The organism is Edaphobacter lichenicola (genome assembly GCF_014201315.1).
GTDB classification, from domain to species: Bacteria; Acidobacteriota; Terriglobia; order Terriglobales; family Acidobacteriaceae; genus Edaphobacter; species Edaphobacter lichenicola_B.
Genome location: NZ_JACHDY010000002.1, coordinates 1,026,735 through 1,049,423 on the forward strand (window position 1 = coordinate 1,026,735; position 22,689 = coordinate 1,049,423).

Consider the following 22,689-nt stretch of genomic DNA (forward strand, 5'->3'; position numbering starts at 1 on the left):
GGGAACCAACAATGAGCACAAGCAACGGCGTCCTACGCAAAACACTCGACAAGATCATCGGTACCGATCGCACCGAACACCTCTTCAAGCTGTTGGTCATCCATCCCGAGATCGCCGCCGACACCGGCCCGCAGGTCTCCCGCGCCGTCCTCGCGCAGGCACTCAACATGCTCCTCTTTGAAGACCTTCTGCGCCGCGTACCCACCGCCAAAACCTACGCTGACTACACCCTCGGCAAAGGCCGGCAGATCCTCCACGACCACGGCGCCGTCCGCACCGTTGCGCTCGAGGGTATGGGCGGTCTCCCCGCCGGGCAGGAGGCCATCACCCGCATCCTCCGTCCGCTCGGCTACGCGCTCAACGGCGTCTACCCGCTCGAACGCCTCAAGATGACCGGCCGCTCCCACGCCCAGGCCGACTACCCCGAAGAGATCGCCCAGTTCTTCCTCAGCGAGCTTCATCCCGAGCGCTTCTCGCCCGAGTTCCAGGCCGCCGTCCAGCGCGTCACCGCAACTTCAAAGGACCCCGTCACCCCACAGGCGAAGTCCCTGCTTGACAAACTCGAATCCACCGGCTCCCTCAGCGTCGACGAGTCCGTAACTCTGCTCCCCATCCTGGCCTCCGTCTTCGAGCGCCAGCACACCGAACCCACACTCGCCGACTACGAGATCCTCCTCGCCGAATCTCCCGAGATGGCCTGGATCTCAACCGAAGGCAACGCCTTCAACCACGCCACCGACCGCGTTCCCGACGTCGACCAACTCGCCGAGGAACAAAAGGCTCTCGGTCAACCCATGAAGGCCGCCGTCGAAACCTCACAATCGGGCCGCGTCCGCCAGACTGCTTTTCTCGCCGCCAAAGTTCAGCGCAACTTCCGCAGCGCCAGAGGCGCACTTGTCCCAAAAGAGGTCAACGGCTCCTTCTACGAGTTCATCACGCGGCTTCCACTCCCGGAAGAAGACGGCAAACAAAAACTCGACCTCGGCTTCGACAGCTCCAACGCCCAGGCCATCTTCAAGATGACCGCTACCGGCAAGGCCTGAAGTACCCACTGCGCGTGGGGCGGTCACTTCGTGACGTGTATACCCCTTCGGTGGGCCCTCCCGTTGGTCGGGAGAGAGATGATCGTTCCGACCAACGGGAGGACCTTTGCCGCTCTTTCCGCCAAGACCGGTATACAAGTCACGAAGTGACCGCCCTCCGCGCAGGAGGCCCGTCCGGCAGGACACGATCCTCGTATAGTTAAACCCTATGTCCACCTCCCCCTTCGTCGTTCTGCCAAGCTCTCACGCCCGCGCACACGACACCTTCCCCGACGCCGTCGAACTAGCCCAGCTCCTCCAGGAACAAATTCGCGGCGAAGTCCGCTTCGACCCCGCCTCCAAAGCCCTCTACTCCACCGACGCCTCCAACTACCGCCATATCCCTATCGGCGTCGTCATTCCCCGCGACGAAGCCGACGTCATCGCCACCGTCACACTCTGTCGCCGCTTCAACGCGCCCATCCTCACCCGTGGAGGTGGCACCTCACTCGCAGGCCAGGGCTGCAACGCTGCCGTCATCCTCGACTTCTCGAAATACATGAACGGCATGGGCGAGATCGACGTGCAAAATCGCACAGTCAAAGTCCAGCCCGGCATCGTCCTCGATCGCGTCCGCGACGCCGCCGAAAAACTTCACCTCACCTTCGCCCCCGACCCCGCGACCCACAGCCGCTGCACCATCGGCGGCATGATCGGCAACAACTCCTGCGGCGTCCACGGCCTCATGGGCGGCAAGACCGTCGACAACATCGCCACCCTCGACCTCCTCCTCTACGACGGCACCCGCCTCACCGTAGGCCCCACCACCGAATCCGAACTTACCGCCAACATCGCAGCCGGAGGCCGCACCGGCGAGATCTACGCGACCCTGAAATCCCTTCGCGACACCTACTCCGCGCAGGTCCGTGAAAGATTCCCCAACATCCCCCGCCGAGTCTCCGGCTTCAACCTCGACGAGCTTCTCCCCGAAAACTCCTTCAACGTAGCCCGAGCCCTGGTCGGCAGCGAAGGCACCTGCGCCATCATCCTCGGAGCCACACTCCAGCTCGTCCAGTCCCCACCCTGCCGCACTCTCGTCGGCGTCGGCTTCCCCGACATCTTCCTCGCCGCCGACCACGTCCCCCAGATCCTCGAGCACAAACCCATCGGCTTCGAAGGCATGGACGGTCTCCTCCTCGACGCCATGCGCCGCAAGCAGAAGTTCGCCGAAGAGCTCACGCTCCTCCCCGATGGCAACGGCTTCCTCATCATCGAATTCGGCGCAGACACCCAACCCGAGGCCAACGCCAAAGCCCGCGCCCTAGCCGCCTACCTCAAAACCCTACCCGCCGAACCAACCACCCGCATCTACACCTCCGCCGAGGCCAAAAGCGTCTGGCGCATCCGCGAGTCCGCCCTCGGCGCCACCGCTTTCATCCCCGGCGTCGGCACCGGCTGGGAGGGATGGGAGGACGCCGCCGTCGACCCCACCCAGCTCGGCAGCTATCTCCGCGCCATCTTCGCCCTCATGAACGAGTACGGCTACCGCAGCCCCATGTACGGCCACTTCGGCCAGGGTTGCGTCCACATGCGCCACAACTTCGACCTCCAAAGCGAAGCAGGCATCCTCAAATTCCGCCAGTTCATGGATCGCGCCACCGACATCGCCCTCGCCCACGGCGGCTCTCTCTCCGGCGAACACGGCGACGGTCAGGCCCGCGGCGCGCTCCTCCCCAAGATGTTCGGCGAAGAGTTGATGCACGCCTTCCGCACCTTCAAGCGCCTCTTCGATCCCACCAACCGCATGAACCCCAACAAGCTCATTGACGCCCACGAGCCGCATGAAGACCTCCGCCTCGGCGCCGACTACAACCCCTGGCACCCCAAGACTCACTTCGCCTACGCCGAAAACAACGGCAGCTTCGCCGACGCCAACCTCCGCTGCGTTGGCGTAGGAGCCTGCCGCAAGACCGACGCCGGCACCATGTGTCCCAGCTTCATGGCCACCGGCGAAGAGCTTCACTCCACCCGCGGCCGCGCCCATCTGCTCTGGGAGCTGATGCAGGGCGAAGTCCTCCCCGACCAGTGGCGCAATAAACAAGTCAAAGAGTCCCTCGACCTCTGCCTCGCCTGCAAAGCCTGTAAGTCCGAGTGTCCCGTCTCGGTCGACATGGCCACCTACAAGTCCGAGTTCCTCGCCCACCACTACGAAGGAGAGTCCCGCCCGCTCTCGCACTACGCGTTCGGCCGCATCGACGTCTTCGCCCGCCTCGCCTCCTACGCGCCGCACCTCGTCAACGCCATCAACCACACGCCCCTCATCAGCTCCATCATGAAGAAGCTCCTCCACATCCACCCGCAGCGCACCTTCCCCCGCTTCTCCAAACCCTTTACCCCCGACCGCCGTCTCGCCCGCGACCCTCAACGTCGCCGCGACCGCCGCATCCCGCTGCCCGCCGACGCTCCCGAAGTCTTCCTCTGGGCCGACACCTTCAACAACTACTTCCACCCCGCCGCCATGCGCGCCGCCCACCAGGTCCTCACCACCGCCGGCTTCCGCGTCACACTACCAACGCAACACCTCTGCTGCGGCCGCCCCCTCTACGATTTCGGCATGCTCTCTACCGCCAAAGATTATCTCCTCAAAACCCTCAACGCCCTCACCCCGCAACTGCTGGCCGGCACCCCTATCGTCGTGCTCGAACCCTCCTGCGCCTCCGTCTTCCGCGACGAGCTCACCAACCTCCTGCCCTACGATCCCCGCGCGCAAAAACTCCACGACCAGACCTTCCTCCTCAGCGAGTTCCTCGTCAAACACGCGCCCAACTACCGCCCGCCGCAACTTGACGAGAAGATCCTCGTCCACGGCCACTGCCACCACCGCGCCACCATGGGCATGCACGACGAGCTCGCCCTCCTCCGCCTAACCGGTGCCGACGTCGAGCTCCTCGACTCCGGCTGCTGCGGCATGGCCGGTCCCTTCGGCTTCGAAAAAGACAAGTACACGGTCTCGCAGACCCTCGCCAACCGAGTCCTCCTCCCAGCAGTCCGCAACAAAGCCGCCAGCACCATCCTCGTGACCGACGGCTTCAGCTGCGCCGAACAGATCACTCAGAACACCAAAGCCAAACCCATGCACCTCGCCGAAGTCCTCGCCCTGCGCCAGAGTACCGATCCTCTTTCATAGACAGAAGTAGACAGAAGCGGTTCACGCCTCGGCTGGTCGCCGGGGCCGCCGTGCGCAGCAGCACGAGTTGCATCCGCAAGTAGTTAGATCGCTGTCCGAGCGGGAGAGAGATTCTTTCGCTTCAGCAGAAGCATCGGATGCTCGATAAACTCCCAGCTCAGCCATCCCAGGCCAATCGAGATCAGAGTGGCAGCCAGAAAGGTCACCCACGGAGATCCGCGGTGATACCAGATCCAGAGAGCTTCGATCGGGTAGCCATAGAGATAGACCCCATACGATATATCCGGGAAGGTCGGTACCCGCAGCGGAAGCTGCACCAGATAAAACATCAGATATCCGCCGAATACGACGATGGCCCCTTCCGTATCGTGCGGAAAAAGCATGATGAGGACTGGACCGGCAACCGCCGCGATGGCCGCGAAGAGGGGTCGGAACACAATGCGATCGCGGAACAGGTAAAAGCACGCCCCAACAGAAAATACCGCCGTGAGCCGTACCGCCGAGATCAGGTCATTGTGATGATGGAAGTAAGGATGAAAGAGGTCGCCAACCAAGGCGAGGCTCACCGCCAGGCACAGCGGGCGCACACGAAACAGGCCGAGCCACCCGAAGAGCAGAACTAACAGATAACACCCAAACTCGTAGGTGATCGTCCACAGCGAGCCGTTCACCGTATTCAAAGGACACCCAGGGAATACGATCGGCGTCACCGGTGCCCCGAGCAGCAGGACACTCACGGCGTATCGAGATCCAAGTTTCCGAAAGAATCCCTCGACCCCCGGCGCAAGTAAGCCGACCACAAGGGTACTCAGCAAGACCGCCACCAGATAGCCAGGAACAATCCTCAGTACGCGCTTCGTAAGATAGTCGATCGGCTTCGGGTTTTTCTCCCAGCTCTTCACAATCAGGAAGCCGCTCAGGAGAAAGAATCCGTCGACCCCTATCGATCCGAAGGTCATGTGGGTCAGCCTCGCCCCTATCTCGCGAGAGTAGTTCCCGTCAGTAATCTCAGCGGCGTGCGAGAGCAACACCAGAACTGCAAAGGCAAGGCGAAGTAAATCGAGCGTGTGATTTCTTCGCTCCCTGTTTTTTTCCATAACCACTTTCCAACATCCAATTTTTGGCCGAGCACCAATGTCATCTTTGAGGTTACAGGAATGCTCTCCCCAACATTTCTCTGACAGGAACTTCTGACTCATAGTCAAATGCGCGGGGCCGACCGAAGCTGCCTGTGCCGCTTGGTGAGCATTCGCAATTGAACTCCCCCGGCTTCAAGCCTGTCTTTCTTTGCGGCTGCCCGCGAGGTCAGACTGTTCTCTGTTCTTGACTCGTAACGATCTCCTTTCCATCCTTGTTCCAAAAGCAATTTGCTACCCTAGTCCACAATGAATCTCGACGAGGTCCCAACCGTGATCGATGTACATCCTCCCCATGAACCCATTCATGGCTGGCGAGACTTTCTGCTTCATCTCTTGACCATCACCATCGGCCTCCCTCATCGCCCTCAGCCTCGAAGGCTGCGTCGAGTGGCAACATCACCGCCACCTCGTCCACGAGGCCGAAGCCAGCCTCCACGCCGAGATCGAAAGCAACGCCAGTGGCCTGCAGGATATCCTCGACGACGTTCACAAGCAGCAGGCGAATCTAAAAAACGATGTCGAGGTGCTTGACGACATCATCAAAGACCCAAAGTTGCATCAACACAAGAGCATGTCCGTCGCCTTCCACTTCAATAAGTTCGACGACGTTAGCTGGAAGACCGCGCAATCCACCGGCGCACTCTCCTACATGTCCTACGACACGGCCGAGAAGTACGCCAGTATCTACTCGCTGCAGGAGGAACTGGAAAAAGCACAACTGCAGGGAACTCGAGACGCAATCACCAGCATCGGTCCCATCCTGAATGTGCCTGACAAAGCAGATCCCACCGCGAGCGAGGCTCAATCCATGAAAGAACACCTCGAAGTCGTTCAGGGCCAATTGATTCTTATCGAGAGTCTCGTCAAAGGCCTCGATGCCGAATACAAAAAGTTCCTCGCGGCCCACCTCGACTAAACAGATCCTTTGTAATACCTCGAACCACAAGGTAATGTATCTTTCATGGCGTCCCGAGCGACCAATCCGAACTTTATGAATGGAGTTCCGGAGCTCCTCATCCTCAGACTCCTCCAGCACGAGGAGATGTATGGCTATGAAATCGTCGAGGCAATCCGCAGCCGCACCGGCGCAGTCATCGCAGTCGGCGAAGGCGTCGTCTACCCGGTGCTCCACGGACTCGAACGCGACGGAGCGCTCAAGTCCCGGCGCAAGACCGTCAACCGCCGCAGCCGTATCTATTACTCCGTAACGCCCGTCGGAACGAATCGGTTAGCCAATCTCTCGAAGACCTGGACCAACCTGGCCACCGCAATCCAAACCATGCTGACAGGAGGGCACCATGGCCACGCCATTCTATGAACTTCGCGAACGCCTGCTTCAGGCTGGCGTAGCGCCGCGGTATGTGACGCGTTATCTGCGCGAACTGGCCGATCACCTGGCCGACCTCACAGCGGAAGAAGAACGCGCAGGCCGCAGCCCAACAGAGGCGAAGTCCGCGGCGCTCCTCCGGCTCGGGGCAACCGACGATCTCGCCAAGGCGATGACAGCCCAGCGTCAACTCCAAGCCTGGAGCGTCAGGGCGCCGTGGGCCATCTTTTGCCTCGCCCCGCTCTCGCTCCTCGCAACGGCCTACTTCATTGCCTGTCTCATCTTGTGGTCTGGCTGGCGAATCTTCCTGCCGGGAATCGATACGCCCTTTGTCCGGATAGATGGTCTTGCGATTCTCTACTTCGGCATCGGCTGGTCGCTCTACGTCGCCGCGCCGACTCTCCTCGGTTGGGCAATCGGGCTAATCGCCGCCCGTCAAAGACTCAATCTGGTTTGGCCTACCATCGGCTGGATTCTGCTTGCGCTGATCGGGGGCACAGCCAAAGTCCACGCCCATCGTCCAAACCTCCCTGCCAAAGTCGGACATATCAGCATGAGTTTCACACTTGGACCTCTCCTCCAGGGAATTCCCGATGGCCTGTCTCAAGCCCTGCTGATCTTCTTGCTAACAGTCCTGCCCTATCTCCTTTGGCGATTCCAGCAGCGCCGCCGAATATCAACATAATTTTTTTCCGGCAAAAATCCTGTCAACCCCCAAAACCGCGAAAACCCGCGCCAATCCAGCACATTCGCATGGCGTATCAGTTATCCTCCAACCGCTATACTGGTAATAGAGAAGCAAATGAGGCCCCCGAGCAATCGGGGGCCTCTACCATTAACCCGTAACTGATTGATTTGTAATATTTTGCAGGCAAGTCACATGGAATCAATACTTTGCAGGCACATACCACCAGCAAATCAATGATTCCACGTAGTTTACTCCCAAAATACCCCTTGGGGGGGGAGGGGGGTACCCGCCCGGGAGAGCAAATGAGCGACCAAGCTGTCAGTCACGAGAAACCCGCTACTCCACCGCTCTACTCGACCACGACCAGCACATCCCCGGAGCCGACCGCATCGCCCACCGCAACCGCAATCCTCGCCACCCGTCCGGCCTTGGGCGACTTCAGCTCGTTCTGCATCTTCATCGCCTCGATCACGATCAGTGCCTGGCCCTCCTCGACCGCATCGCCCATCTCAACCAGCACCCGCACCATCCGGCCCGGCATAGGAGCCTTCACCGGACGCGGCCCATCCGTCCCAGCCCCCGCCCCCCGGCGCCCCTGCAGCGACCGCGGATCCGCAACCTCAAACTCGAACCGCCGCCCACCAATCACCACCCCATCACCATCCAAAACACACCGGTACTGCCGCCCGTCAATCAATAACGACAGCACTCCAGCCTGCAGCACCCTCACATCCGCCACAATCGGCCGCCCGTCCACCGAGCACTCCATCCCAACGCCGAACTCAGCCGGAAGCTCAACCCGCCGCTTCTCTCCCCCAACCTCAAGCCAGACCGTCACAGTCGCAACCCCTCCCGCCGCCCGGTCACAGCCCACCGGCTCTCCTCTGAGACTACCGGCGCCACCGTCTCCCGCCGCGCAGAGGACGCAAACAGCGCAGCCGCCAACGCCACCACGTCCTCCGGAACATTCTCCTGCACCGGGGCCGCCGGTTCAGCCAGCAGCCTCTCCAGATACCCCGTGTCAATCCGGGCGGCGCGAAAATCTTCATCCATCAGAATCCGCCGAAACAGCCCGATGTTGGTCTTGATCCCGCCAATCACATACTCCTCCAGCGCCCTCAGCATTCGGTCGATGGCCTGCTCCCGCGTCGGCGCAAACGCCACCAGCTTCGACAGCATCGGATCGTAGTCCAGCGGCACATTCCAGCCCTCATACACCGCACAGTCCTCCCGAATCCCCGGCCCGCTCGGCTGAATCAGCCGCGTAATCAACCCCGGCGACGGGAAAAAATGATTCTCCGGGTCCTCCGCATAGATCCTGCACTCGATCGCGTGGCCGCGCAGCCGAACATCCTCCTGCGTCAACGGCAGAGGCTCGCCCATCGCCACCAGAAGCTGCAGATGAACCAGATCCAACCCAGTCACCATCTCGGTCACAGGATGCTCCACCTGCAGCCTCGTATTCATCTCCAGGAAGTAGAAGTTCTCCGCGTCATCCACCAGGAACTCCACCGTCCCCGCGTTCACATACCCAGCCGAGAGCGCCAATCGCGCTGCAGCCTCGCCCATCCTCCGCCGAAGATCCTCGCTAACAACCGCGGAAGGAGCCTCTTCGATCACCTTCTGGTGTCGTCGCTGCACCGAGCACTCCCGCTCGCCCAGATACACGCAGCTCCCATGCTCATCCGCCATCAACTGGATCTCGATATGCCGAGGCCGCTCGATGAGCTTCTCCAGATACACCTCGCCCGACCCAAAGCTCCGCTCCGCCTCACTGCTGGCCGCCGTAAACGCCGCCCCGAGATCCTCCGCCCGCGTCACCGCCCGCATACCCTTCCCACCGCCTCCAGCCGCAGCCTTCAGCATCACCGGATAGCCAATCCCAGCGGCCACGCGCAACGCCTCGGCCACATCGGCCAGCCCCGTCACGCTCCCCGGAACACGAGGCATCCCAGCCGCATCGGCCGCCTGCCGCGCCCTGGTCTTCGAGCCCAGCATCCGCATCGCGCTCGCCGGAGGCCCAATGAACGTCACCCCTGCCTTAGCGCAAGCCTCTGCGAACTCCGCATTCTCCGACAGGAACCCGTACCCAGGGTGCACCGCATCCGCCCCCGTCCGCCGCGCCACCTCCAGGATCAGGTCTCCCCGCAGATAGCTCTCCCCAGCCGGCGCCGGCCCCAGCCGGTAGCCCTCATCTGCATGCAGCACATGCAGAGCCCCCCGGTCGGCATCCGAGTAAACCGCCACCGTGGCCATCCCCATCTCCCGGCACGCACGAATTACCCGCAGCGCAATCTCCCCGCGGTTCGCAATCAACACTTTTTTTATCGAGCGTCGCAAGCGGCCATTCTACCGCAGACAACGATCGACACAGCGAGTCAAAACCGATACAGACCTGAACGCAAAGAGGCCTCCCGTTCTGGGGAGGCCTCCGGTATCACAACACTCCATGACAGCTACTGCATCGAAACGCCGCCCTGCGTTGCCTTTTCCTTCTTCAGCTCATTTTCCTTGCGAGCGCCCATGGCCTTCTGGATCCAGGAATCAACCTGGGCCATATCAGCCTTACGAGCCGCCTCATCCCCGCACTCCAGATCAGCCTTACGGCGATAGGTCAGCTGCAGGTACTGCATGGCGTCATCATAGGTCGGGTTCAGCTCGACAGCCTTGTTCAGATATTGCAATCCCTCATTCACCAGATCCGTATTGGCAGCCTGCAACTTCTGGCACGCACCCTTGCTCTTCTTGGGGTTGCCATCGCCCTGGTCGGTCAGCCCGTCCGCGGCAAGAATCGTGATCGCGTTCTTGTAAGCCAGCGTCCAATCCACGAAGCCAACGGTGTAATAGGCCTCCGGATCATTTGGCGCAATCGCAATTACCTTCTTTTCGTACTCCTTCGCCACATCGAACTTCTTGATGTTGCGATTGATAGACGCAATCTGTTTCAACGCAGTCAGGTCGTTGGGATCCTTCGCCAGAACAGCGTTGAAACCATCCAAAGCCTTCTGTGCGATCGCAAGGTTCTCCGGCGTGTCCAGATTTGGCACCACCTGATAAGAGTAAGCGGTAGCAAGATACAGCTTCGCGTCTTCGTAATTCGGATCGAGAGCGATCGAATTCTGGAAGTGGTTTACAGCCTCTTCGTATCGTGCATTCTTAAATGCCTGCACTCCCTTGGTCAGCTGGTCCCGAGCCTTCAGGCGATTACACCCGGTTGCAGTGATAAGCATCAGCGCCAGCAAAGCAGCCGTAACCGGAATCCGTGCGGTGAATTTCATTGGGCGAATCATCTCCTTCAAAATGGGCGCGAGTTTCTATTCCAAAGACCGGGAAAGACTACATAACCAAGTTTCGGCTTTCGCTTGATTGTAATGGTATATGTCCTAACGTGACTAGAGCAGCTTTCTTTCCCTTCTTCAAAAGGAAATAATGTCGGTCTTTTGTACTACAACTATGGAGCTTCTGCCTAGTTCGAACTGCTCTTCGAGATTCGATGCGTGCCAGCGGTAGAGGGCTAGCCGGAACGCAAACAAAAGTGGCCTACACTATACGCCCATCCCGCATCTTGACGATCCTGTCCGCATAGGAAGCGGCATCGGCGTCATGCGTGATCATTAGAATCGTCTGCCCCAGGCGGCGGTTCAGGTCCTTGATCAACTTCAGCACTGCCGCCGAGTTCTCACTGTCCAGATTGCCCGTAGGCTCGTCGGCGAGCAAAATCGCCGGTGAATTCACTAGTCCGCGCGCAATCGCCACCCGTTGCTGCTGGCCGCCAGAGAGGGCACGAGGTTTGTGTTTCATCCTGTCGGTGATCCCAAGCAGCTTGAGAATCTCCTGGAATGCCTGGTCGAACACCGTATTCCGGCCGCCGATATATTGCACAATCCGGATATTGTCTTCCGCAGACAGGGTCGGCAGAAGGTTGTACTTCTGAAACACGAACCCCACCGTAGTCTTGCGAAGCTCCGTCCGCTCGGCGTTGGTCATGCCCGCCATATCGCGGCCATTGAGCTGCACGGTCCCCGTTGTCATCGGCGTCAGACCACCCAGAATATGAAAGAGGGTCGACTTGCCCGAACCCGAGGCGCCGATAATCGCGACAAACTCACCCTTCCGGATGTCGAGATCCACACCGCGCAGCGCATACACCGCGACCTCTCCCACCTGGTAAGTCTTCGTTAAACTGCGGACCTCAATAATCGGCGGCTCACTCATACGACAAAGCCTCCGTAACATCCTGCTTCACCGCTTTGGCGCCGGGGACGATGGCCCCCAGCAGGGCTCCCACGACTGCAATGCCGGTTGCTATCGGCCACCAGCTGTAGACCGTCTCCTGCACCAGGCTTGCCGGCACGGCATGTTTCATCAGCCATTGCGTCCCGTAGGTCAGGAGAATGCCGACCACCGAACCCAGCAGCGCCAGCAGCAACGTCTCGCGAAACAGGATGTTCAAAATCAACCCGGAAGAGCCGCCTACGGCCTTCAAAATTCCAATCTCACGCGTTCGTTCCAACACTGCTGTGTACATCGCCATAAACACCACGATGAAGCCCACAATGACCGCAACTCCGATCACGACTCCGATGAAGCTCTTCAGCATCCCGACATTGCTGATAGAGAGCATCGAGGTGAACTCTTCCATCGTGTAGATCTGGTAGCCGTGATACTTCACTCGCAAAGCGTCCACCACAGCTTGCGCATTCTTTGGGTCGTCGACCTTGAGGAAGATCTGGCTGAGGTGGCCAGGGTTTCCCGTCAGCGTCTGCAACATTTGCAGCTTTACGCAGATGCGGGAGAGCTTACCCGATTCGAAGATTCCGACCAGTTTCCAATCGTGATTGACCAAATTGAGGGTATCGCCCACGTGGAGCTGTTTTTGCTGGGCATAGTACTCATCCACGACAACGTCGTTATCGTTGACCAGCGGCCCACCCTTCAAATAGTGAAACCCTCCGTTCAGTCTCCGAAAATCGTCAAGATCGAGTCCCGTCATCGCATCGAAGCCGGAGAGGGGTTGAACCATCGTCCCCATCGCAAATGTGACATGCGGCTCCTTCATCAGCAGAGCAGGAATCTTATCGCTCATCGGAGCCGAGCTCAGCCCGATCGCTGAAGATCCGGGCGGCCGAAACCAGATATCAGCGCCCACACCACGCGCCCGTTGCGCGGACTGATCCAGCGTCCCGTGACTGACCCCGACCAGCGTCAGGATCATCGTCACCTCAACGGCAATTGCAAGCACGCTCAGCAGCGTACGGACCGGTCGGTGGCCAAGATTCGCGAAGATCAGCTTATTGAGCAAGACTAGATTCTAATAGAAATCGGCACGCCTACAGTCAAAGGCTGAACGAATTTGGGCAAGCGAACACTCGATCAACAACAACACACTTACAGAAAGCTTCAGGCGACTGATCACGGGGACCAGTCGCCTGCGCAAGAGCGTTCGTTATTGAATTACTGTCCAGCTTCAACCCGGGGTGTGATGAGACCGATGTTATCTACTCCGGCTTGATGACCGAAGTCGATAACCTCTGCAACCTTGCTGAAGTCCAGATCCTTGTCGCCTTTGACAAACATGACCTTCTCTTGGCGGGTCGCGAAGATCTCCACTAGCTTGGGCTCCAAGTCCGACTTGTTGAACGAATTATCGTTGATCTTATAAGCGGGCGCAGCCGCTCCGTTCGACAGCACCTGCACTACGATCGTACGGTCGTTGACCGGATCTTCGTGGTGCTCCTTGGGCGGCTGAGGAACCAGCGTCTCCAGGCCTCGAGGCGTCACCGGCACGATGACCATGAAGATGATCAACAGCACCAGAAGAACGTCGATCAGCGGCGTTACATTCATGTCCGACATTGCTCCGCCGGTATTTCCACCACCCATTCCCATAGCAATCTCCTCGGATACTCTTGCCGCTCCAATAAATGCGAGTTCGACACCCTACATGTCTATTTCTTGGTAGTCGCCGTTCCGCTGTCGTCTGTTCTTTCGGTCAGCAGGCCAAGCTGGCTCACACCGGCGGACCGGATTCCATCAACCGCGTCCATCACTTTACCGTAGTTGGCACGTATATCCGCGCGCATAAAGACCTCTTTGCTGGTCTTATTTTCTAGCTTCGCAGAGATCTTAGGTCCAAGATCATCGAGCGTTACCTGGTCGCCGCCCAGAAACGTCCTGCCATCGCGAGTCACAGCGACTACAACGGCGTCTTCCTTATTGGCATCTTCCATCACCACCGCGGCGTCAGCCTTCGGCAGGTCCACGTTGACCTTGTTGTTCAACATGGGAGTGATGACCATGAAGATGATCAACAACACCAGCATCACGTCCACCATCGGCGTCACGTTGATGTTGGAGTTGACCTTCTTGCCTTCCTCCCGCTTATTGATACTCATAACGTATGCTCCGTCCGGTTTGCTGTATTTGCTTTCCTGCGATGCCTGTTAGCCTCCGGCTGCCGTTCGCTGGCGACATCCGGAGGACCTATCAGAGATGTGATTCCCGCAGAGTACTGCTGATTGGCCTTACGCTTCTGGACCGAAGCCCTACCGGTGGCTCTGCTTGATGAAGTAGTCGACCAGTTCGCTCGAGCTGTTGTCCATTTCGACGTCGAAAGCCTCGACCTTACCGGTGAAGTAGTTGAACGTCATAACAGCCGGGATCGCGACGAGCAGACCGAAGGCGGTCGTTACGAGGGCCTCCGAGATACCGCCGGCAACCGCGCCGATACCAGAGGTCTTCTGGGTTGCAATCTGTTGGAAGGCGTTCAAAATACCGACTACGGTACCGAACAGACCGATAAACGGCGCCGTCGAACCGATGGTGGCCAGACCGCCCAGACCGCGCTTCAGCTTGGCATGAACGATAGCCTCAGAGCGCTCAAGTGCGCGCTTGGAACTCTCGATCTGCTCGTCGGTGATCGTGCCGCCAGAACCGAAGCTGCGGAACTCCTGCAGACCAGCCGTAACAACTTCGGCGAGGTGCGACTTCTTGGAACGGTCAGCAACCTTAATCGCCTCATCCAGACGGCCGTCCTTCAACGCGCCGGCAACCTTCGGCGCAAACTCACGAGACTGCTTGCGGGCTGCTGAAAAGTAAAGAGCGCGATCGATGATCACAGCGAGCGACCAGATCGACATGATGAAAAGGAAGATGACAACGCAACGAGCCAGCCAGCCCATGTTGGACCAGAGACCCATAACACTGAAGCTGACCTGCGCCTCTTCAAAGTACAGGGCGAGGGAAGCAGGAACGTGAGCGAAGGTTGTTGCTAGATGAGCGAGAATCACTGGAATATTTCCTCCTGGTAGAACTCTAACTTTCAGAATCTTGACCCGGGAATCCCCCAAAAGTTCGACACCTCTGGGAGACCCGCGAGAGACGTTGCTGCGTGATGAGCCTTGGTTTAGCCGCCACCGAAGTTGAAGTTGACGGTGATCTGCGTGTCCACCTCGGTCGGCTCGCCGTTCAGGAAATACGGCTTGTAGCGCCACCCTTGGACGGCCGAGACAGCCGCTGACCGAAGCATCTCAGGACCACTGACGACCTCGAGCTTTTCGATCGTACCGCTCTTCGAGATCACGGCGTGCAGAACGACAGCACCCGAGACATGAGCAGCCCTTGCAATCGGTGGATAAACCGGATTCGACCCCGAAAGCTTGTTGCCAGCCACTACGCCGCTTGAGACGCGCTGAGGACCCTTCGGAGGAGCAACTTTGACAACCGGAGTCGGCGCCGTGCCGATGCCGCCCATCACGCCACCCGGGACGCCGCTACCGCTACCCATACCCGCCATGCCAGCAACGCCGGCGACTTGCGGAGGAGGTGCAGCATCTTCCTTCAGCATCTTGATATCTTTTGGAATTTTCGTAGGAGCGTGAAGACCTGCGTCGATCTCTGACACCATTTTGATCGGCTTGACGATCTGTTGCGGCGGCGGAGGGGGTGGAGGGGGAGGGGGTGGAGGCGGCGCTGTCAGCATCGCGGTCATTGCCGTCTTCGGCAAAGCCTCCGGATACAGCAGCGGAATAAGGATCATGGTTGCCAAGATCGCGCCATTGAAGATAAAGGTCCCAATCATCCAGTACTTGGACTTGGTCTTGATCTGGCCGCCGGATTCCATCAACGAGGATTCGAACATATGCAGCCTCTTTACTGTGAAGAAGAGCTATTTTTCTTTAGACACCACGTTGCTGCTTTTTGTTCCCAGCCACTTCTTTTTGTTCCCGAGCTACTACATCGGCAGAAGAGCCGATCCCTACACCTTGGCGCGCTTACCCGCAGGTAACGTCACCGACTTGCCCTTGCTTACCCGCCAGTCCTGGTACGCCACCAGCATCGGTGCCGCCACCGCGATCGACGAATAGGTGCCAATCAGGATGCCGACAACGAGTGCAAAGGAAAATCCATGCAACACCTCACCGCCAAACAAATACAGCGAAAGCACCGTCAGGAAGGTCAGTCCCGAAGAGATGACCGTTCTGCTCAGCGTTTGATTGATGCTCCGATTGACGACATCATGCAGCGACTCCCTCCGTGAAAGCGCCAGGTTCTCGCGAATGCGGTCGAAGACGACGATCGTGTCGTTCATCGAATAACCAATCAGCGTCAGGATTGCAGCGATAACGGTAAGAGTAATCTCCTGATTCGTCAAACTGAACGCGCCAACCGTAATAAGTGTGTCGTGGAACACCGCCACCACTGCTGCCACGCCGTAGATCAGCTCAAACCTGAACCATAGATAGATCAGCATTCCTATCAGTGAGTACAGCGTCGCCAGCCACGCTTGCTTCTGCAGCTGTTTCCCAGCCGTAGGTCCGACAATCTCAACCTGCTCCACCGTAAACGCCGAGTCGTGGTAGTTAGCGCTCAACGCACTCTCCACGCTCTGCCGCCCGGCATCATGCGACTGGTCGGTCGCGGTCGACTCTGGCAGCGCGATGATCACCTTGTTCGCCGCATGGCCGCTGGGATCGCTGACGCGCTGAATTCGCGCATTGTGCACGCCCGAGCGATCCATCGCCTGCCGAATGTGATCCTCATTTGGAGTCTGTTCAAAGGCCACGCGGACCTGCGTGCCTCCCTTGAAGTCAACCCCAAGCGGAATGTGATGCCAGAACAGCATACTTAGCACACCGAGGACAGAAAAAATCAGGGAAAACCCAAGGAAGTACCACTTCTTCCCGAGCCAATCGATATTCGTTGTACGAAACAGTTCCAAGCTCAAACCCTCAGCGGCAGCCAATGGCCCCGCAATCTCTCGAAATCTAAATAGACAGCGCCGCGCCGCGTTCCTTCTTCTGCAGAATCGCGTCGAAGATTACACGCGACACCAGCACCGCGGTAAACAGGTTGGCGAACAGACCGAAGGCCAGCGTCACCGCAAACCCGCGCACCGGACCCGAACCGAACAGGAACAGGATCATCGCCGAAACGATGGTCGTCACGTGGGTATCGATGATCGTGACCCAGGCATGTGCAAAGCCCTGCTGCACAGCCGCCGCAGCTGTTTTGCCAGCCCGAAGCTCTTCGCGAATACGCTCGAAGATCAGCACATTCGAGTCGACGCCCATACCGATCGTAAGAATCACACCCGCAATTCCAGGCAGCGTCAACGTCGACCCGGTAAAGCCCATGAACCCGAGCAAAATGACCAAGTTCAACATCAACGCCAGGTCCGCGTTTATCCCCGCTCCACGGTAGTAAATCAGCATGAAGATCATGACCGCCAGCATTCCGGCAATCGCCGCGACTACGCCCTGATGAATCGAAGCGGCGCCAAGGCTCGGCCCAACCGTCCGCGTCTCAAGGTACGAGATCGAAGCCGGCAGCGCGCCTGTGCGCAACATCAGCGACAGATCGTTCGCCTGTTGCTGCGTAAACGCGCCGGTGATCTCGCCGCTATCGCGAATCGCCGACTGAATCCCCGCAACCTCGCGGACCTTGTTATCCAGCACAATCGCCATCGAACCCGGCGTCGCGCTCGAGGCTGTATGCGCCTGGGTGTACTTGTAGAAGCGATCTCCCGCCTCGGTCGTCAGGTTGAAGCGAATATTCGGGCGGCCGTTCTGGTCCTGTCCCGGCTGCGCATCGCGGAAGTCGGTACCCTCCACCTCGCTCACCCGCTTCAGCAGCCAGATCTGATCCGGCGCTCCGGCGGAACCAGTGCCGTGCACCAGCATCGAGTCGGGAGGAATCACCCCGGCGTTGGCCTGCAGCGCTGTCTGATCCGACTCGTAAGGACCGCCAGTCACAGCATGAATAGACAGCTTGGCGGTCGACTGAATAATCTCCTCGACTCGCGCAGGATCATCGACGCCCGGCAGCTCCACCAGAATCTGGTTCTCGCCCAGCCCGTACTTCTGGATCACAGGCTCGCTCACACCCAGCTTGTCAATGCGCTCACGGATGGTCTCGATCGAGGTATCGAGCGTCCTCGTCTCCAGATCACGCACCGCGCCGACCTTCATCGTCAGTGCTGAGTTTCCATCGGCCGTCGTGATGACATCGTAGGTCGAATAATCGGTCCCTTGCAGCACAGAGCGTGCATCGCTCAACTTCGCCGCCGGAATACCCGAAACGATGATCGTCTGTGGCCGCGAGGGATCCGTCTTGCCCACTGTAGCGCCCACAACTCCGGCCTTCTGCAGATCGGCCTCAAGCCTCGCCACATCGCGGTCCGTAGCCGAACCGAGCGCCTCAGCCACATGCACTTCGAGCACCAGGTGGGTCCCGCCCTTAAGGTCGAGCCCCAGGTGGATACGATCTTTGATCGACTGCGTGAGCCCGCCATGTGGAATGCCCACGATGCCGAAACAGAAGATCACCAGTACCGCAACGATGAATGCCGATTTCCCGGCCAGATTCTTGCCCATGATCTTTTATTGAAGGGTGCAGCCGCGGTGCCCTGCTTTGGTCCCGCCGCCTATCCTTGTTTCTTCCTCGTCCGTTGTTAACGGTTCAATCTCAACGTGCCTACATCTAAATCTGCTACAGCTATTGTGAAATCTTTTTTAGGCTGCCTGTTCGTCGGTCGTCACCGCGGCAATCGCGCTCTTGACGAACTCCAGCTTCACCCCGTCCGGCTGAACCCGCAGGACAACCAGATCGTCCTTCACGGTCAGCACGGTTCCGCGAATCCCGCCGTTGGTGGTCACCCGGTCGCCGGTCTTCAGCTGCCCCAGCATCTCCTGCCACTTTTTCTGCTTCCTCTGGTTCGGCGCGATCATCAAAAAGTAAAGCACCACAAAGAACAGGATCGGCAGCGCAAGACTGCCCAGATTACCCAGCCCTGCTGCACTCTGCAACCACATTGCAAACATCAATCAAAACTCCGTTCAACAACTAAAATCTTCTCTGGCACTGGCCAGTCAAACTACAGCCAGACGCGCGCATCCGGACGCAACTTCGCCAGTTGTGCAAAAAGTGTGCCTAGCCCCTAAGCATCGCGTAACCGCACCCCCATGTCAAGGCGCGGCCCCCGCTCAGCGCTTCACCAAACGTCGCTTCCAAGCCATCTTTATCGCTCCCTCCAACACATCCGCGCTTACCGCGTCCAGCCGTACCCTGGTGGCCCCACCCCGTCCCCACCCTCCAGGGACGGGAGAAAACACCTCCGGCGCATCCTCTACCAGACCGGCCTGCTCCTCCGGCTCAGCTTGAGGACGCCATAGCCCTCCTTCTCAAATGCAAGAGTACAAAAGATCTTTCCTCCCACCCGAAAGTCAGGATGCCCTTGATGCGACCCCTCGGAGGCACACGGCAGACTCAATGCGATCCGACGATAATCCTTTGCCGTCACCCACAATCTCCTCGCACTCCTCGCACTCCTCGCACTCCTCGCAAAAAGCTCTCAACACTCTACGCCAATCGCCGCGAATCCAGCGTAACCTTCGCCACCAGTCGAATGCGAACCACCTATCTCATAAACTGTCTGCAATGTGTCGTCGAGTAATCGACCCGCAACCGTATGCAAGCAGGAAGGAAGCGCCGCTCATGCCCATCCCCGAAGACCTCGCCGCCATCGCTCGCCAGGAGGCCGAACTCCGCTTCTCCGCCTTCGACTACGACACCGCCTGGCGTCTCGGCCAAAGCCTCCGCGAGCTGGCTGTCTCCCGCAACCAGTCCCTCGTCATCGACATCCGCCGCTTCGGCCAGCCTCACCAGCCGCTCTTCTACACCGCCCTCGCCGGCACCACCCCGGACAACCCCCGCTGGGTGCAGCGCAAATCGAACGTAGTCGCCCGCTTCCACCGCAGCTCCTACGCCATCGGCCTCGCACTCGAGCAGAGCAGCCGCACCTTCAGCGAACGCTACAACCTCCCCGACGCCGACTTTGCCGCCCACGGCGGCAGCTTCCCCCTCCACGTCACCGTCGCAGGCGTCATCGGCTGCATCACCGTCTCCGGCCTGCCGCAGCGCGAAGACCACAATCTCGTCGTCGAAGCACTCTGCCTCGAACTCAAGCAGAACCACGACTCCCTGCGCCTCGCATAACCGGACCAGCCACGCTGCAATGCTCCAACAGCTGCAATGCTCTAATAAAGTTTTGTCCGCAAAGCGGGCACCACGGGAGCATCGCAGCCATGTCGGATCGGTCATACGCCATCACCCGAACACTCTCCTCCGTGTTCCTCATGGTGTGCCTTCTTCTCTTCGTCCTCCGAACCTGGCACTGGCCCCTCATGGGCGACGCCGCGCTCATGCACTACGTCGTCTTCCTTATGGACCACGGCATGGCCCCCTATCGCGACATAGTCGATCCCAACATGCCGACGACGCTCCTGATCGAAGGCGCCGTCATGCACCTCTTCGGCGGCAACTCGCTCACCTGGCGACTCTTCGACCTCTCGCTCCTGGGCATCTCTGCAATCGCCATGTTCGTCATCTGCAAACCCTACAGCCGCTTCGCCGCACTCTTCGCTGCATCCCTCTTCGCCCTCATCCACGGCCGCGACGGCCTGGTCGAACTAGGTCAGCGCGATTTGACCATGACCGTCTGCCTCCTCATTGGCTACGCCTTCCTCTTCACCGGACTCAGAACCGATCCCGCAGCGCACCCCAAAAAAAATACAAAGTCCTGGATGATCGCCCTCTTCGGATTCTTCTGCGGCGTCGCAGCCACCATCAAGCCATCCGTCCTCTTCCTCGCACCAGCTGTCCTGCTCCTCGCAGCCATCGCCCTGCGACGCAAACAGCAACCATTCGTCGCTCCCCTCATCGCCGGGCTTCTCGGCATGCTGGCGCCGATCCTGCTCATCCTCGCCTGGCTTCACCACCAACACATCACCGCCGACTTCCTCCGAACCCTCACCCAACTCCTCCCCTACTTCCTCCTACTGGGCCCCCGCTCTTACCCTCATCTCATCCTCCACAGCATCTCCTCCGTCATGCTCCCCGTCGTGCTGCTCTGGCTGCCCATCGTCGTCCTCAAAAAAGACTGGATTACCTGGGAGCGCGCCGCCCTCCTCGTCGCCGTTCTCTTCGGACTGGCGTCGTTCTATCTCCAAAGGAAGGGCTTTCCCTACCACCGCTACCCCTCCGAAGCCTTTCTTCTCCTCCTCCTCGCCATCGACTTCACCACCATCCTCGAAACCAAGCCAGCCCACTGGCGACTCCGTTTCACCACAAACGCCAAGCTCCTGCCCAGCCTCGCAATGGCCGGCATCGTAGTCGGCGTAGTCTTTGTCGCAGGCGGCTCCACCGCGCACGCCCTCTGGCAGGACTGGCGCAATCAGGAGTTCGACACCATGCTCCGCGCCGATCTCAACCGCCTGGGAGGCGAAAAACTAGCCAACCGAGTGCAATGTCTGGACATGGCCGACGGCTGCATACCCACGCTCTACAACATGCGCCTCGTGCAATCCACCGGCTACCTCTACGACTGCTACATGCTCTCCAACCAACCCGGCGCCGAGCGGGACCGATCCCGCGAAGCCTTCTGGCAGGCCATCATGAAAAATCCCCCAGCCGTCTTCGTCGTATCAAGCAACGACTGCGACTCAGCCACCCAGCGCCCCGGCTACGCCTATCAAAAGATGAGCCGCTGGCCCCAATTCGACGACTACCTCAAAGCCAACTACCACCTCGACGCAGAACGAATCCCCCCACACATGGTCAACTCCGGCAGCAGCCCCTCGAAACCACTAGCCTACAGAATCTACGTAAGAAACAACCTCAACTAGCTTCGCCAACCCCAGCCAAGTCCCGCCGAACCCGCTCCATCGTATCCAGATAAAAAGCGATATTGTGCACGCTGTTCAGCACCGCACTCAGCGGCTCGCCCGAAGCAAACAGATGCCGCAGATAAGCCCGCGTATACCGCCGGCACACAATACACCCGCACGCGGGATCGATCGGCCCCTGATCCTCCGCATACTCCTTCTTCTTAATATTCAGCCTGCCCTCCGACGTAAACAGCAGCCCATGCCGCCCCGCCCGCGTCGGCAACACGCAGTCCATCATGTCCACACTCATCCGCGCGTACTCCTCAATCTCATCCGGATACCCCACCCCCATCACATACCGCGGCTTATCCTTCGGCAGATGCTCCAGCGTCCGAGCGATCATCTCGCGCGTCACCTCTCTCGGCTCCCCCACCGCCAGCCCGCCAATCGCATACCCCGGCAGATCCATCTCCACCAGCCGCTCCGCCGACTCCTTCCGCAAATCCGCATACATTCCACCCTGCACAATCCCGAACAAGCTCTGCGTCTGCTCCTGTCTCTCCGAAAACCACGGCACCCGGTCCTTATGTAACTCAAAGTGATCTTTTGACCGCTGCGCCCACGCATGCGTCAGCCCCATCGACTCCCGCGTCCGCTCCCACGTCGCTGGAGTCTCCACGCACTCATCGAAGACCATCGCAATATCCGCCCCCAGAGCAATCTGCACATCCATCGAGTGCTCCGGCGAAAAGAAGTGCTTGCTCCCATCCAGGTGCGACCGAAACTCCACCCCCTTCGGCGTAATCTTCCGCAGCTTGCTCAGGCTGAACACCTGAAACCCGCCCGAGTCCGTCAGCATCGGCCGCTCCCAGCTCATAAACCGGTGAACCCCGCCCATCCGCCGCACCAGCTCATGCCCCGGCCGCAGATACAGATGGTAGGTATTCGCCAGGATGATCTGCGCCCCCTTCCCACCCGCGCCAACCTCCTCCAGCAGACTCTGCGGCACCGCCTTCACGCTCGCCGCCGTCCCCACCGGCATAAACACCGGCGTCTCGACCACGCCATGCGGCACCTTCAGCCGCCCCCTCCGCCCTCCACCCTCAGCGGTCCTATCTACCTCAAATGAAAATCCCATTACTCCGATTGTATGAGGGCAGG

The 22,689-nt window shown here is 59.4% G+C and carries 22 protein-coding genes; 7 read left to right on the top strand and 15 right to left on the bottom strand.

Annotated features, from left to right (window positions below):
• Positions 1-11 precede the first annotated feature (11 nt).
• A complete protein-coding gene (locus HDF09_RS10540; protein ID WP_183765709.1) occupies positions 12-1,043 on the top strand; it encodes a DUF1338 domain-containing protein in 1,032 nt (343 codons plus the stop codon).
• Between the two features lie 208 nt (positions 1,044-1,251).
• A complete protein-coding gene (locus HDF09_RS10545; protein ID WP_183765713.1) occupies positions 1,252-4,209 on the top strand; it encodes an FAD-binding and (Fe-S)-binding domain-containing protein in 2,958 nt (985 codons plus the stop codon).
• Positions 4,210-4,292: 83 nt separating this feature from the next.
• Here HDF09_RS10545 and HDF09_RS10550 read toward each other — a convergent pair whose 3' ends face one another.
• The gene (locus HDF09_RS10550; protein WP_183765716.1) at positions 4,293-5,306 is read right to left on the bottom strand and encodes an acyltransferase family protein; all 1,014 of its coding nucleotides are present in this window, start codon (positions 5,304-5,306) and stop codon (positions 4,293-4,295) included.
• 382 nt (positions 5,307-5,688) lie between these two features.
• A complete protein-coding gene (locus tag HDF09_RS20760) occupies positions 5,689-5,838 on the bottom strand; it encodes a hypothetical protein (protein ID WP_260181086.1) in 150 nt (49 codons plus the stop codon).
• 33 nt (positions 5,839-5,871) lie between these two features.
• Between HDF09_RS20760 and HDF09_RS20765 the strand changes: the two genes are divergently transcribed.
• The 3 genes from HDF09_RS20765 to HDF09_RS10565 are packed head-to-tail and all read left to right on the top strand — an operon-like array spanning position 5,872 to position 7,360.
• Positions 5,872-6,264, top strand: a complete 393-nt coding sequence (locus tag HDF09_RS20765; RefSeq protein WP_260181089.1) for a hypothetical protein — start codon at positions 5,872-5,874, stop codon at positions 6,262-6,264.
• A gap of 45 nt (positions 6,265-6,309) precedes the next feature.
• Positions 6,310-6,666: a PadR family transcriptional regulator gene (locus HDF09_RS10560; RefSeq protein ID WP_183765719.1), complete on the top strand. Its 357-nt coding sequence runs from the start codon at positions 6,310-6,312 to the stop codon at positions 6,664-6,666.
• Positions 6,647-7,360: a hypothetical protein gene (locus HDF09_RS10565; protein ID WP_183765722.1), complete on the top strand. Its 714-nt coding sequence runs from the start codon at positions 6,647-6,649 to the stop codon at positions 7,358-7,360. The genes HDF09_RS10560 and HDF09_RS10565 overlap by 20 nt, the downstream gene beginning before the upstream one ends.
• A gap of 352 nt (positions 7,361-7,712) precedes the next feature.
• Here the strand turns inward: HDF09_RS10565 and HDF09_RS10570 are convergent, their stop codons facing one another.
• The 12 genes from HDF09_RS10570 to yajC form a co-directional block, all read right to left on the bottom strand.
• Positions 7,713-8,237, bottom strand: a complete 525-nt coding sequence (locus tag HDF09_RS10570) for an acyl-CoA carboxylase biotin carboxyl carrier protein subunit (RefSeq protein WP_183765725.1) — start codon at positions 8,235-8,237, stop codon at positions 7,713-7,715.
• The gene (locus HDF09_RS10575; protein ID WP_183765728.1) at positions 8,198-9,703 is read right to left on the bottom strand and encodes an acetyl-CoA carboxylase biotin carboxylase subunit; all 1,506 of its coding nucleotides are present in this window, start codon (positions 9,701-9,703) and stop codon (positions 8,198-8,200) included. Before HDF09_RS10575 ends, HDF09_RS10570 begins: the two co-directional genes overlap by 40 nt.
• Before the next feature lie 116 nt (positions 9,704-9,819).
• The gene (locus HDF09_RS10580) at positions 9,820-10,641 is read right to left on the bottom strand and encodes a tetratricopeptide repeat protein (protein WP_183765731.1); all 822 of its coding nucleotides are present in this window, start codon (positions 10,639-10,641) and stop codon (positions 9,820-9,822) included.
• 262 nt (positions 10,642-10,903) lie between these two features.
• Positions 10,904-11,578, bottom strand: coding sequence for an ABC transporter ATP-binding protein (locus HDF09_RS10585; protein ID WP_183765734.1), 675 nt, complete (start codon positions 11,576-11,578; stop codon positions 10,904-10,906).
• Positions 11,571-12,665, bottom strand: coding sequence for an ABC transporter permease (locus HDF09_RS10590; protein WP_183765737.1), 1,095 nt, complete (start codon positions 12,663-12,665; stop codon positions 11,571-11,573). Before HDF09_RS10590 ends, HDF09_RS10585 begins: the two co-directional genes overlap by 8 nt.
• 152 nt (positions 12,666-12,817) lie before the next feature.
• Positions 12,818-13,252, bottom strand: a complete 435-nt coding sequence (locus tag HDF09_RS10595; protein WP_179580538.1) for an ExbD/TolR family protein — start codon at positions 13,250-13,252, stop codon at positions 12,818-12,820.
• 59 nt (positions 13,253-13,311) lie between these two features.
• Positions 13,312-13,758, bottom strand: a complete 447-nt coding sequence (locus HDF09_RS10600; RefSeq protein WP_179580540.1) for an ExbD/TolR family protein — start codon at positions 13,756-13,758, stop codon at positions 13,312-13,314.
• A gap of 150 nt (positions 13,759-13,908) precedes the next feature.
• Complete coding sequence (locus HDF09_RS10605) at positions 13,909-14,652, bottom strand: MotA/TolQ/ExbB proton channel family protein (protein ID WP_179580542.1); 744 nt, start codon at positions 14,650-14,652, stop codon at positions 13,909-13,911.
• A gap of 116 nt (positions 14,653-14,768) precedes the next feature.
• A complete protein-coding gene (locus tag HDF09_RS10610; protein ID WP_179580544.1) occupies positions 14,769-15,503 on the bottom strand; it encodes an energy transducer TonB in 735 nt (244 codons plus the stop codon).
• Between the two features lie 117 nt (positions 15,504-15,620).
• On the bottom strand, positions 15,621-16,583 hold the full coding sequence (gene secF, locus HDF09_RS10615) for a protein translocase subunit SecF (RefSeq protein ID WP_183765741.1): 963 nt from the start codon (positions 16,581-16,583) through the stop codon (positions 15,621-15,623).
• A gap of 46 nt (positions 16,584-16,629) precedes the next feature.
• Positions 16,630-18,237: a protein translocase subunit SecD gene (gene secD / locus HDF09_RS10620; RefSeq protein WP_183765744.1), complete on the bottom strand. Its 1,608-nt coding sequence runs from the start codon at positions 18,235-18,237 to the stop codon at positions 16,630-16,632.
• Positions 18,238-18,375: 138 nt separating this feature from the next.
• Positions 18,376-18,684, bottom strand: coding sequence for a preprotein translocase subunit YajC (gene yajC / locus HDF09_RS10625; protein WP_183765747.1), 309 nt, complete (start codon positions 18,682-18,684; stop codon positions 18,376-18,378).
• A 673-nt stretch (positions 18,685-19,357) separates the two neighbouring features.
• Here yajC and HDF09_RS10630 point away from each other — a divergent pair.
• Positions 19,358-19,858 carry a heme-degrading domain-containing protein gene (locus HDF09_RS10630; RefSeq protein WP_183765750.1) on the top strand — a complete coding sequence of 167 codons (501 nt, stop codon included), beginning with the start codon at positions 19,358-19,360 and terminating at the stop codon, positions 19,856-19,858.
• Between the two features lie 89 nt (positions 19,859-19,947).
• Positions 19,948-21,546: a hypothetical protein gene (locus tag HDF09_RS10635; protein ID WP_183765753.1), complete on the top strand. Its 1,599-nt coding sequence runs from the start codon at positions 19,948-19,950 to the stop codon at positions 21,544-21,546.
• On the opposite strand, the gene tgt is transcribed toward HDF09_RS10635, so the two are convergent.
• Complete coding sequence (gene tgt / locus HDF09_RS10640; protein WP_183765756.1) at positions 21,539-22,666, bottom strand: tRNA guanosine(34) transglycosylase Tgt; 1,128 nt, start codon at positions 22,664-22,666, stop codon at positions 21,539-21,541. The two genes, HDF09_RS10635 and tgt, sit on opposite strands and share 8 nt — an antisense overlap.
• Positions 22,667-22,689 lie beyond the last annotated feature (23 nt).